Origin of the sequence: Gilliamella sp. WF3-4 (assembly GCF_001690275.1) — a bacterium.
Classification (GTDB): domain Bacteria; phylum Pseudomonadota; class Gammaproteobacteria; order Enterobacterales; family Orbaceae; genus Gilliamella; species Gilliamella apicola_C.
Window position 1 is genome coordinate 124,454 of the sequence record NZ_LZGW01000001.1, and the last position, 13,226, is coordinate 137,679.

11 protein-coding genes and 1 pseudogene are annotated in these 13,226 nt (G+C 33.8%); 4 read left to right on the plus strand and 8 right to left on the minus strand.

Annotation, left to right across the window (positions count from 1 at the left end):
* Positions 1 to 14: 14 nt before the first annotated feature.
* From A9G47_RS00655 to plsY, 8 genes are all read right to left on the minus strand, one after another.
* Positions 15 to 953 carry a sugar kinase gene (locus tag A9G47_RS00655; protein ID WP_141674768.1) on the minus strand — a complete coding sequence of 313 codons (939 nt, stop codon included), beginning with the start codon at positions 951 to 953 and terminating at the stop codon, positions 15 to 17.
* Between the two features lie 15 nt (positions 954 to 968).
* Positions 969 to 1,448, minus strand: a complete 480-nt coding sequence (locus tag A9G47_RS00660) for a YhcH/YjgK/YiaL family protein (RefSeq protein ID WP_065580791.1) — start codon at positions 1,446 to 1,448, stop codon at positions 969 to 971.
* 463 nt (positions 1,449 to 1,911) lie between these two features.
* Positions 1,912 to 2,520, minus strand: coding sequence for a hypothetical protein (locus A9G47_RS00665; protein WP_081297853.1), 609 nt, complete (start codon positions 2,518 to 2,520; stop codon positions 1,912 to 1,914).
* 73 nt (positions 2,521 to 2,593) lie between these two features.
* A complete protein-coding gene (locus A9G47_RS00670; RefSeq protein WP_065566828.1) occupies positions 2,594 to 3,010 on the minus strand; it encodes a DUF4878 domain-containing protein in 417 nt (138 codons plus the stop codon).
* A gap of 156 nt (positions 3,011 to 3,166) precedes the next feature.
* Positions 3,167 to 3,874 (minus strand): tRNA pseudouridine(65) synthase TruC, encoded by a 708-nt coding sequence (gene truC, locus A9G47_RS00675; protein ID WP_065566829.1) that lies wholly within the window; start codon positions 3,872 to 3,874, stop codon positions 3,167 to 3,169.
* A 24-nt stretch (positions 3,875 to 3,898) separates the two neighbouring features.
* Positions 3,899 to 4,717: a pyridoxal phosphatase gene (locus tag A9G47_RS00680; protein ID WP_065641916.1), complete on the minus strand. Its 819-nt coding sequence runs from the start codon at positions 4,715 to 4,717 to the stop codon at positions 3,899 to 3,901.
* 138 nt (positions 4,718 to 4,855) lie between these two features.
* On the minus strand, positions 4,856 to 5,461 hold the full coding sequence (recR, locus tag A9G47_RS00685; RefSeq protein ID WP_065566831.1) for a recombination mediator RecR: 606 nt from the start codon (positions 5,459 to 5,461) through the stop codon (positions 4,856 to 4,858).
* A 204-nt stretch (positions 5,462 to 5,665) separates the two neighbouring features.
* Positions 5,666 to 6,250, minus strand: coding sequence for a glycerol-3-phosphate 1-O-acyltransferase PlsY (gene plsY / locus A9G47_RS00690; RefSeq protein ID WP_065641917.1), 585 nt, complete (start codon positions 6,248 to 6,250; stop codon positions 5,666 to 5,668).
* A gap of 728 nt (positions 6,251 to 6,978) precedes the next feature.
* Here plsY and A9G47_RS00695 point away from each other — a divergent pair.
* The 4 genes and pseudogenes from A9G47_RS00695 to A9G47_RS00710 form a co-directional block, all read left to right on the plus strand.
* A pseudogene (locus A9G47_RS00695) lies at positions 6,979 to 7,329 on the plus strand (DUF2867 domain-containing protein); the annotation flags it as partial.
* Positions 7,330 to 7,557: 228 nt separating this feature from the next.
* Complete coding sequence (locus tag A9G47_RS00700; protein ID WP_065566833.1) at positions 7,558 to 8,547, plus strand: HlyD family secretion protein; 990 nt, start codon at positions 7,558 to 7,560, stop codon at positions 8,545 to 8,547.
* Positions 8,548 to 8,560: 13 nt separating this feature from the next.
* Positions 8,561 to 11,359: a ribosome-associated ATPase/putative transporter RbbA gene (gene rbbA / locus A9G47_RS00705; RefSeq protein WP_065641956.1), complete on the plus strand. Its 2,799-nt coding sequence runs from the start codon at positions 8,561 to 8,563 to the stop codon at positions 11,357 to 11,359.
* A gap of 5 nt (positions 11,360 to 11,364) precedes the next feature.
* Positions 11,365 to 12,495, plus strand: coding sequence for an ABC transporter permease (locus A9G47_RS00710; RefSeq protein ID WP_065566834.1), 1,131 nt, complete (start codon positions 11,365 to 11,367; stop codon positions 12,493 to 12,495).
* Positions 12,496 to 13,226 lie beyond the last annotated feature (731 nt).

Sequence of the window (13,226 nt, forward strand, 5' to 3'; positions counted from 1 at the left end):
GCTTTTTTGCAAATTTAATTGATTAATTTAGGTGTGGCATCAACGGGAATAATTGCCCCTCGATATTGTATAACTGTACCAGCAACTAAATGACCTTGCAATGCTGATTGTGTTGGATTCTTTCCGTTTAAACGGGCAGCAAGATAACCAGCACTAAACGAATCACCAGCTGCTGTGGTATCAATTACATTTTCCTTTGCTATTTTATTAGCTGGAACTTCGAAACGACCTTCAGCAGAATCAATAATACAACTATCACTGCCACGTTTGATTACAATTTCAGTAACGCCAAACTGCTTTGTACGTTCAATGACTTGCTCATAAGGCAACTTGCCCCATAACAAATCTTCATCATCTAACGTTAAGAATGCAATATCTGTATAGGATAAAATATCGGCATAAACACTACGAGCTAATTCAAGGCTACTCCATAAATGTGGACGGAAATTATTATCAAAGATGACTTTACCGCCATGAGATTTAACACGTTTTAAAAGTGCTAATAATTTAACAATACTTTCAGCATCTAAAATGGCAATACTAATACCACTCAAATAGACATAATCACACTGAGTAATTTGTTGAATGATTTTATCTGCCTCAGATGATTTCAACCAAAATTTAGCGGCAGCATCATTGCGCCAATAATAAAATGATCTTTCGCCCTGTTCATCAGTAACAATAGAATAAAGCCCAGGCAGTTTGTCAGGCATTTTTTGTACTAATTCCGTTTGAATATTTTCTTTTTGCCAACAATTTAACATCTCTTGACTAAAAGGATCAGTGCCAAGCGCTGTGACATAATAAATTGAAAAAACATTATCTTTTAATAAACGTGACAAATAAACAGATGTATTAAGTGTATCACCACCAAAGCCTCGTGTAGTCGAATCTTGTCTCATTGAAAGTTCGATCATGCATTCGCCAATAACCGCAATTTTTGTTGCCATAATATTTACCTAAGATCCTTATTCTAAATTTAAATAATCAAATGCAATTTTTACCACAACTTTACGAACAGTCACCATTTTGCCATCAATTGCGCAAAGTGGTTTATGCACTTCATGAGGAAAAAATACAATAAAATCGTTTGGTTGTAAAACTAATATGGTTTCTTCTTTCGGTGTTTCAATGAAAGCAATATCATTTTCTGTTAATTTATCATCTAAAATTGTTGTGTGAGGCGGTAACGTGCACACTGCCATTCCTTCTTGTCCTTCTAAAACAATCTGAACGTCAATATATTTTTCATGATATTCTGGGTTAGCCTCGTTGATGTGACGTGGAGAATTATCCGATACCATAAAAAACATTTTATCGCCATCAATATCATAACGCCCTATAGGAGTATTCCTATTCACGTTATCTTTAATATATTCAATTGACTGTTTTATTTTTTCTGGAAGATAAGGAACTAACCTTAAATGATTGATATTACCTATAATCATGCTAAATGATCCTTAAAAATATTGATGAAGATTAATACTGATAATGGCATTAATTGCAACTAACTTACACTATGATAAAGCTAATTAAATTAATAAAGAGTATATACTTAAGTCGGCTGTTTTTGTAGATCATTTGCTAATAAGTTTTTATCGCCTTTTATAGTTTAGTCATCGCCTGTTTACGGTTATATGAGATACTAATGTAGAATAATCTACAAAAAACAAAACGAATACTTTATTGCGGTCAAGAAATATAGCGGCTACACCATAAAGAAAATCACCACCATTATCAACGTGTTAACATCAGTTGTTTAACCATTGAAAAATGGGTTACGCCAATTCTAAATTGGAAAAGATAATAACGAACTAGTTTATTGTAGAGTGTGGCGATAGTATTTCTTGCCCCCTTTTAACGGGTAAATGCGCAAACTCTGGCGCAGAGAGCCATAAACCACCATGCGTTTTATGGATATTTATAGATCCAAGTAATATTGGGATAATTTGCAAATGCTTGGGGAAAGAGATAAAAACCACTTAATGTTGGAAAATGAGTATACTTCCATTCAACATTAAAATCAGGTTGGAATTTAATAATAGAATCAAAAAGTAATGTTGTGCAATAAAGATGGGGTTGTTCTCTTGGTGCTAATATAAAAGCTTCTCCTTGTTTAATTAGAAGGTCATTGGCAATTTGCGATCGCTGCACATCAGACAAAAAATTAGGTCTTGCTATAGCATATTTTTCAGCTAATTCAGGAGTAATAAATTCGTTTAAGGTTGACACAATTACTTGATTGAGGCGATTATTATCATCACTTGTTGTAGCGTGGATAATTTTAATCTCTGGCTGAATTGATATAATCATACCAATATGTGAGAAATCACCGCCACCTAACTGATTGACAATAAAACTATCGGTTTGTATACCTTTCCTAAAAACCCAGTCTCCTACTTTTATAGAATAAGGCAATTCAATGGTTTGATTGGAAGAAGAAGCAAGCTGATTAGCAAATGCAAAATTTATCAGCATGAGAAAAATAATAGGAAAGAAACGGTAATATTTCATCAACATTGTTTCACAATTAAAAAGGGTAAAATTTTACCCTTTTATCATTTCTAACATAACAATTAACATTAGCTATAATTTATATTTTCATATTAATTAACCATTTACCATCAACTTTGATTAATGAGATGTTTTTTTCATCTTTTTTAGTATTATCTTTGAAAGAAGCGATAGCTTGTACTTTAGCCATTGTTTTTTCATCATTGGTATATTCTGCAGGTGCTGTTTCGACTTTATCAAAACCACCATGTTCATCGGCAAACGCTTTCCCTCTTTTAAGCGCTTCTTGCATTTTACTTTTCATAAGCGTTGTCATATCTATATCTTTGCTATCTTCTTTAGGAAAATAGATCAGATCCATAACGGTATCTAAATCACCTTTGTAGATTGCTGTGATAAATTTTTCTGCTACTTGTTCTGGTGTTTTTTCTGATGAACAAGCTGTTACCATCAGGGCTAGTAAAAACACACTAAAAAATTTAATAATTGTTTTCATTTTCATTCCTATTATAGATTTATTTAAATTTATAAGTGCTTTCCTAGATAAAATAAAAATGTAGATAAATTAAAAAATGGCATCTAAGGAAAGTGACAAAAATGATACTATGTAATTACCTAAAAAAAAAGCAATTTCATTAAAGCACAAAAATGGTTATTTGAAATTTAATAAGATATTTTGCCAATTAGGATCGAGCGTAGCTTTTAATATTACTTGCTTTTGTTCAATAGGGTGTGTGATTTTCAGTGTATGGGCATGAAGCATTAATCGTTTAATACCGAAATAATCAGCAAATGCTCGGTTTTGATGAAGGTCGCCGTGTTTACTGTCCCCTAAAATAGGGTGAAAAATATGTTTCATATGGCGTCTTAATTGATGTTTACGACCTGTTTGTGGTTTTAATTCGACAAAACTGTATCTTACGCTATCAAATTTCCTCACTTTAATGGGTATTTCAATTTTGCTAATACCTCGGTAAAAAGTCACTGCATTTTGTGCTGGCTTGTTTTTATCAGAAAATTTATCGGCGATTTTATCTAATTCCTCAACTAAAGGATAATCGATTATAGCTTCACCTTCCACGTAACCTCGCACAATGGCATAATAAGTTTTTTCAATTTGCTTCGTTGCAAATTGTTCAGACATTATTCGTGCTATATCGCTAGAGAGCGCAAATAATAGTACTCCTGATGTTGGTCGATCAAGCCGATGAACGGGAAACACATGTTGACCTATCTGATCTCGCAAAGTTTGCATAACAACAACCGTTTCATGTTTATCTAGCCAACTGCGATGTACAAGCCAACCAGATGGCTTGTTAATAGCGATTAGATTGTCATCTTGGTAAATAATTTCAAACATATTTTATTATTACTAACTAATCAATTATAAAAAGAGTTTCTCTAGTTCTATTGCGATGCTTGGGCTATTATTATCGCCAATGGCATAACTTGCTTTAGCTTTCACTTCATCATCAGCGTTCCCCATTGCAATTCCTAATCCAGCAACAGATAACATACTGATGTCATTATAACTATCGCCAAAAGCAATTATTTCACTTAGATCAATATTTTCGTGCTTTGCCCAATGCGTTAAACCATTACCCTTGGTATTGCCTTTCACTGCAACATCCGCTCTATTTGACCAAGACCATTCACATGAAAACATATCTAATGCCTCTACTGCATTTGAAAACTGTTGCAATGCAGATATATTATGGCTACTTGTGGCAAATTTGAAAATTGAAGCAGATTCATCTATCAGTTTTTCAAAGCTATTCACTTTTTTGATTTCTGGTTGTAAAAAGGTTGGTAATGTATTAACCCACTTAAAAAAGCTTTCAAGATGATCATCAAGGACTTCATAAGTCATCGATTGATCAGTATAAATTAAAGTATGTATCTTATACTGATTAACTAACTCCAATAATGTTTTTGCTTGATCTTTTGTCATTGGTTTTCCCGCAAACAATTGCTCATTTTCAAAATTGTAAAGATAAGAGCCATTACAGCAAATTGCTGGCGTCGATAAGTTAAGTTGGTAATAATAAGGATAAATTACAGAATGATGGCGCCCTGAAACTAAAATCACTTTTACACCTTGATCGCTTATTTTTTTGATCATATTGACTGTTTCTGGCAGAACTAAACGATTACTAGTAAGTAATGTACCATCCATATCAAAGGCAACGGCTTTATATTTCATATTTATCCTCTTTGCATAATTATTATGGTCTAGCTAATCATCGCATAACTAACTATTATATAACTAACTAATCATATAACTAACTAATCACATAACTAATATGCTATATGATAAACTAGGCCACGAGATCAAGTCACACTAAAACTCTATTTTTTGACGACCAATAAATGAATGAGAAAGTGTTGTACCATCAACCATTTCGAGTTCACCACCAACTGGTACACCATGAGCAATTCGAGTTGCTGTTACATTAAACTCTGCGCACATTTGTGCAATGTAATTAGCTGTCACATCGCCTTCAACGGTTGGGTTAGTGGCTAAAATGACTTCATTAATTGGTTCTGATGCTAGTTTGATTTTTAATAAATCAAGGCCAATGTCGTTAGGGCCGATACCATCTAATGGTGATAAGTGGCCTAATAATACAAAATAACGACCACTATACTGCCCAGTTTGTTCAATGGCAACGATATCAACTGGTGTTTCGACCACACAAAGCTGTCCGCTACTTTGACGGCGAGCATTTTTACAAATAGAACAAATATTTTGCTCGGTGAATGTTCGACACTCTTTACAATGGCCTATATTTATCATTGCCTCATGCAATTCATGAGCCAATTTAATACCGCCTTGTCGATTTCGTTGTAATAAATGAAAGGCCATTCGTTGTGCTGATTTTGGACCAACACCAGGTAAACAACGCAGTGCTTCCATAAGAGATTCTAGTAATGGACTTATTTGCATGAATTAATCTATTTCTCGCAGATTTAAATTGTTAGGTTAATAATACCTTATTTTCAATAATCTATTAAATAAGAATTATTTTAAAGGTGTATTTAATGTTGGTGAAAATTGAAAAATTGTAGGCAAATTCGTAGGCACAATAGTACTTAGTTGACAACAATTTACATAATAAATTGTTAAATCTATACTTATTATTGATAGATTTTAGTCATTTTTTATTTTTGCACGATGATAACTTTTTAATTCATCACCTTTTAAAAGGCGTGCAATATTACTATTATGGCGAATAATAATCAAACATGAAAGCATAGAAACGGGTAAAGTAAGCTCAGGTCTAAATAGCCAAACATAAAAAGGTGCCATAAGAAAGCCAACAATCGCAGCCACAGATGAATAGCCAGTAATCAATAGCGCCAGTAACCAAGTCAGAATAAAACAACCTGTAAAATCAAAACCTATTGGAATCATCATACCTAAGGCAGTTGCAACGCCTTTGCCACCACGAAAATGAAAAAAACAGGGAAAGATATGTCCTAAACAAGCAAAAATACCAATAATCCCTAAAAAGAAAGGTGTCACTCCAAGCCGATAAGCTATATAAACGGGAATGGCACCTTTCAACATATCAAAAATTAAAACAAAAATAGCGGGTAATTTGCCATTCAATCGTAAAATATTGGTTGCTCCAGGGTTATGTGAGCCATGTTCAGAAGGATCAGGCAACTGCATGATTCGGCTGATAATTATAGCTCCAGAAAGTGATCCCCCAAGATAGGCAATGATAATCATCAATATAATTTGTAATATCAAAATACAACTCCTTTACTTCTTATAATAATCTTTATTTAATTTAGCATTTAAGTTGTTTGATAACCTAAATGGGAAAGTTAGAAATGAAGCAAACAGAACAATAATCATAAGTAGCTACTTTCTTGTTGAGCTGTTGGTTAGAATAACCTAATTTTTCATTAGTAACTTTTTCATTAGTAACATTGCTCATTATTGGGGGGAAAAACTAAATTTGTTATAAAGTATTAAAAAAGAAAGCAGAGACATAAAATCCCCTTTAAATAGTAGCTTGAAGTTATCTATTTTTAATACTGTAAGCATAACATTTACATTCGTGTTTGCATATAAATTACCATGGTTTTTCAATTGACCATTTAATCTATTGAGATATTAATTATAAGTAACGCTATTTCTAATTAAAGTCATATGTATAATGACTAAGAAACGATTGTTGTATTCTTAACTAAGGTAGCTTGTTTTCTATTGATTTACGAATTTATTGTTGGTATTTTGTGCGATCATAACCTGCTATTTTGTTAACTAAAAATATTAATCATATGAGCAGAAAACAAGAAAATATTAAAAAAACACGCCAGATATTGCCGAGTAATGCTACTTTAATTGCAAATGAAATAGATTACTTAGATTACCAGAAAAAAGCGATTTCTAAAAATCTGACCGCATATCAAGCCTATGAAATAATGACATCTCACTAACCTAAATGGTTAGAAATACTCTTTAGAATAAGGGATTGTTTAGTGAAAGCAGTTGGTATTAAGCCTATTAACGGTTTTAGCCGTTCTCGAAAAGAGAATCATGATTCAAATTTAAACAATATGGTTCATTTTTTTACTATTACAGAGGAAACCGACAATAAACTTACATTAGTTGTAAAAGATTCCCATTTGGATGTTTGTGTCTGCATTATTGTTATAGATGAGCACGATAATTCAAATAAAAATACATTATATTTAATTGCCTCAGTTAAAAATCATAATATTTGGGGTAAATTATATATGTTGCCAGTTTCTATTTTACATCCTTATATTGTTAAAAGATTATTTCGAAATATTAAATAATGATAGATATATCTACACCGTTACATATATAACAATATTATTGTTATTTAAGAAAATATTAAAGTATTTCACATGCTATAAATTTTTAGCTTTTATTGCGTTTGTTTTATGAACAGATTTTATTTGTTATAAACATTTGCTATTATTTAACCAATACAAGTAAATGCCCTATAACGATTTGTTACTTCGTTTAGATTTGTTATAAACCGTGTTAAAAAGGTGTTATTCATGAAACAAATAAGCAGAAAATGGGTTATTATTGCTGTTGTGGTTGTTGCTATCGTTTTTATTTTATGGCAGCAGTTAAAAACTGATGGATATGGCTCGAATTTTATTAGTGGTAATGGGCGTATTGAAGCAACGGAAATCAATATTTCAACTAAACTAGCGGGTAGAATCGAAAAAATTAACGTTGATGAAGGCGATTTTGTCAAGGTAGGGCAACCACTAGTGGTTATGCAAACTGATACCTTACAAGCACAATTAAATGAAGCCCAAGCTCAACATCGACAAGCTATGAGTGATAAAGTTGTTGCTTTAGCGGCTGTTACTCAAAAAGAGAGTGATTTGGATATTGCTAATAAACATTTACAACGTACTCAAGAACTTTATCAAAAAGGGGCGATTTCGGTTCAGCAATTTGATGATGATACCGCTAAAGTCAATAGTGCAAAGGCGGTGTTAGATTCAGCTAAATCACAAGTTACCACTGCCGATGCGGCGATTGAAGTTGCGCAGGCAAATATCAATGAAATTCAAGCGAATATTAATGACAGCACCTTAATTGCTCCTGTTGATGGACGTATTCAATATCGTATTGCGCAACTGGGGGAAGTTTTACCTTCAGGTGGTAAGGTATTGAATCTGGTTAATCTGTCCGACGTTTATTTAACATTCTTTTTGCCAGAAACAGTCGCTGGTAAAGTTGGTATTGGTGACGAAGTAAGACTGGTTCTTGATGCTTTACCCGATAAAGCGATTTCAGCCAAAATATCATTTGTATCAAGTGTTGCTCAATTTACGCCAAAAACAGTTGAAACAAAAGATGAACGTCAAAAATTGATGTTTAGAGTTAAAGCACAATTAGATCCTCAATTATTAAAATGCTTTATTTCTCAAGTTAAAACGGGATTACCTGGCATTGCTTGGGTTAGGTTAGATACGAATACACCATGGCCAGCCGGCTTATCTGATGTTGCAAAATGTCCAACAAAATAATTGGAGACAGCATATGTCAGATTCAGACAATAAGGATTTAGCTTTACTTAACGAAACTAAATCCCTTGATGATGCAGTAGTAAAAGTAAGTAATGTAACGCTACACTACAAAAAAAACTGTGCGCTTGATAATATTAATCTTTTGATTCCACCGCGTTGTATGGTTGGATTTATTGGCCCTGATGGTGTGGGTAAATCGAGTTTATTATCGCTCATTGCTGGTGCTCATGTTATTCAAGACGGTTCTGTTTATGTATTAGATGGTGATATGAAGGATAAATCACACCGTAAAAATGTGTGTACCCGAATTGCCTATATGCCACAAGGGTTAGGAAAAAATTTGTATCCTACATTATCAGTAGAAGAAAATTTACAATTTTTTGCTCGTTTATTTGGGAATGATGCCGCAGAGCGCAGGCGCCGTATTGATGAGTTAACCCATAGTACTGGATTATATCCTTTTTTATCAAGACCCGCAGGGCGCTTATCTGGCGGTATGAAGCAAAAAGTGAGCTTATGTTCTGCATTAATTCATGATCCTGATTTATTAATTTTGGATGAGCCTACAACAGGGGTTGATCCGCTTTCTCGAGCTCAATTTTGGCAATTGATTAATAAAATTCGTAAACAAAGGCCACAAATGAGCGTGATTGTGGCAACCGCCTATATGGATGAAGCGCAAAACTTTGATTGGTTGGTGGCAATGTATGGTGGAAAGATTCTTGAAACAGGCACACCAAAATCATTATTATCTCAAACAAATAAAGATAATTTAGATGATGCCTTTATTCAGTTAATGCCCGAAAGTGCCAAACAAGCTTATCAAGCTGTTGAAATTCCTCCTTTAGATGTTAATCAAGATTTACAAATAGCAATAGAAGCCAAAAATTTAACTAAACAATTTGGCAACTTTATTGCTGTTGATCATGTTAATTTTTCAATTAAACAAGGTGAGATATTTGGCTTTTTAGGCTCAAATGGTTGTGGTAAATCGACAACCATGAAAATGCTAACGGGATTATTGCCGATCTCATCAGGAGAGGCTTGGCTATTTGGCAAACCAATTGATGCCAGTGATATTAACGTTAGACGGCATTTAGGTTACATGTCTCAAGCCTTTTCTTTATATAATGAATTAACCGTTGAACAAAATTTGGTATTACATGCGCGCTTGTTTGGTCTTGAGGAAAGTAAAATCCCCGCTCGAGTTGCGGAACTGCTTAAACGTTTTGGCTTAGAACAAGAGTCACAAAATCTACCCGATAGCTTACCTTTAGGGGTAAAACAACGACTCTCATTATCAGTTGCTGTTGTACATAACCCACAGATCCTTATTCTTGATGAGCCTACATCAGGTGTTGATCCCATTGCCCGTGATGATTTTTGGCGTTTAATTATCGAGCTTTCTAGAAAAGATAAAGTCACCGTGTTTATCACAACTCACTTTATGAACGAAGCAGCTAGATGCGATCGAATTTCTTTAATGCATGCCGGTAAAGTGTTAGCGAGTGATACACCAGATAATATAATTAGTGCAAAAAAGGCCAACACATTAGAAGAAGCATTTATTCGTTATCTTGTTGATGCTGGGGCTGATAATAGTCATAGTGAAGAACAATTGATTGAAACGCCGAAAACAACAACTAATCATGCTACTGAAACATCAGCAAAGCAACCTTTCCAAGGATTTAGCACCAGACGTATGATAGGGTGTATATGGCGTGAAACACTAGAATTATCTCGAGATCCTTTGCGTGCTTTATTAGCTTTATTAGGTTCAGCCATTTTAATGTTGGTTATGGGATATGGCATTACCATGGATGTTGAAGACTTACGTTTTGCTGTACTTGATCGGGATCAAAGTATAATCAGTAAAAACTATACCCTTAATTTATCGGGCTCTAAACGATATTTTATTGAAAGGGAACCAATTACTGACTATAACAACATGGATGCACGATTACGCAGTAATGATATTGCTCTAGCGATTGAAATCCCACCGAATTTTGGACGAGATATACAACGAGGTGATCCCGTTGATATTGCAATTTGGATTGATGGCGCAATGCCTTTGCGCGCTGAAACCATTAAAGGCTACGTCCAAGGTATGCATCTTGCGTGGTTAAGCGAAAAAGTCAAAGAGACAACAGGGCAAGCCTCAACTAGCCTTGCAAATATAGAAGCAAGGTACCGTTATAATCCAGATGTTAAAAGTTTACCAGCAATGGTACCAGCGGTAATACCTATTTTATTATTAATGATCCCATCAATGTTAGCAGCTTTATCTGTTGTACGTGAAAAAGAGATGGGATCGATTATCAATTTATATGTGACACCAGTAACTAAAGCTGAATTTTTATTGGGAAAACAAGTACCTTATATCATTATTTCAATGTTCAGTTTTTTATTACTACTCGTTATGGCAGTCACTATTTTTGGTGTTCCCATAAAAGGAAGCCTGTTTACTTTGTGCCTAGCAGCATTTGCTTATTGTATTATTGCAACAGGATTAGGTTTATTGGCTTCAACTGTCACCCGTAGCCAAATTGCCGTTATCTTCCTAACTTGCGTGGGAACCATGTTACCGGCAATTCAATTTTCAGGATTACTTAATCCTATCACCTCATTAGAAGGGGGTGGACGCTATATAGGTGAAGTTTACCCAACAACGCATATGCTAATTATTGCTCGTGGTGTGTTTAATAAAGCACTTAGTTTTATAGAGTTGCATAATTCAATATTGGTTTTATTGCTCACAATACCTATTGTGCTTGGCACAAGTATTTTTCTTCTCAAAAAGCAAGAAGGATAGATATTATGCAAAGTTTAACTAATATTTATCGTTTAGGGATTAAAGAATTATGGGGATTATTGCGTGATCCGATCATGCTATTATTGATTGCCTATTGCTTTACTTTTGATATTTATATTGCTGCAACCGCAACCTCTGATTCCCTAAATCATGCTTCTATAGCAGTGGTTGACGAAGATGATTCGCCTTTATCGAGACAAATAATTGCCGCGTTTTATCCGCCAATGTTTAATCATCCTGTTAAATTAAATTCAATGAATGAAGTCGATCATGGCATGGATACCGATAACTTTACATTTGCTTTAAATATCCCCCCTAATTTTCAGCGCGATGTGCTCAATAACCAAAGTCCAAACATTCAGCTAAATATTGATGCAACACGAATGGGACAAGCTTTTGTTGGTAATGGCTACATCACACAAATTATCACAGGTGAAGTAACCGAATATGTAAATCGTTATAGTCAAGCAACTAATTTACCCGTTAATATACAAGTGCGCACCGTTTTTAACCCTAATTTAACACGATCTTGGTTTGGTTCAGTTATGGAAATTATTAACATAGTGACCACTTTATCCATTATTTTAACAGGTGCCGCCTTAATGAAAGAGCGCGAGCATGGAACCATTGATCATCTCCTTGCCATGCCAGTGACTCCATTTGAAATTATGATATCAAAAGTATGGTCGATGGGGCTTGTGGTATTAATCTCAACGTGGATAGCCTTATTACTTGTGGTGCATAGCTGGTTAAATGTGCCAATTGCAGGTTCGGTAACCTTATTTTTAATCGGGGCAGCGCTACACTTATTTGTGACAACATCACTAGGTATTTTCATGGCAACGGTTGCAAAATCAACAGCGCAATTTGCAATGTTACTTATTTTAATTCTGTTACCACTGCAAATGCTGTCTGGTGGTAGTACCCCGCGTGAAAGTATGCCCGAAATTGTTCAAAATATTATGCTATTTGCTCCAACTACACACTTTGTTGAATTAGGGCAGGCTATTTTGTATCGCGGAGCGGGGTTAAGTGTTGTTTGGACGTCTTATGCGTGGTTATTAGCAATTGGTACAGTATTTTTTTTAATTGCGTTAAAACGTTTTCGTAACTCGATTGTGAATATGGGCTCATAAGTGAATTATAATATTTAATATCTAAAACTGTTACTATGTTGCATTTAACTTTGATTTGAAAAATAAGAAAATCTTTATCGACAAAATTAGTTAAGCTTTAAAATTATTGTTTTCACTTTTTCTTCTATATAGATTTAGTGGAAGCCATTGTGACATTCACTAAAAGCAATCTTGATAGGAGCTTATGCACAACAGTATTAAAATAAGGAGTGTCACTAATTATTGCTGATGCATTAAAAATGATAAGTAAGATGCTTATATCGTCAAATTAGCGCAAAGTAGCATTACTCATTTTACAATAGCGAATAAATGATTTACATTATGTTAGTCATTAATTGATTTTTTCGAAACAAACTTTACCGTATATTGTTTCTTTATTCATTGTCATTATATAAATATCAACAATAAAGCTTTACAGCAACAATTCTATATAAATAAATTAAATCAAATTATTAACTATGATAGGTGTGTTTTTTTATAACGAATAACGCATTATAAAAAACAGCATTTAGGTAATTTTTAGCGCAATATTAATTTTTACTATACTTTAACACTCATTTTTTATTTTTGCTTATTCCTTGTTTTTTAATGAACTAATATAAATTATTCATCAATATAAGACCTATTTGTAATGGTTTTATGGGTTTTTAGGACAGCTAGCTGAAAGGGGGGTTTACACAAGTTCGAGAAGAGTAAGTATAATGATCTGTAAGTTTATATATTTTACATTT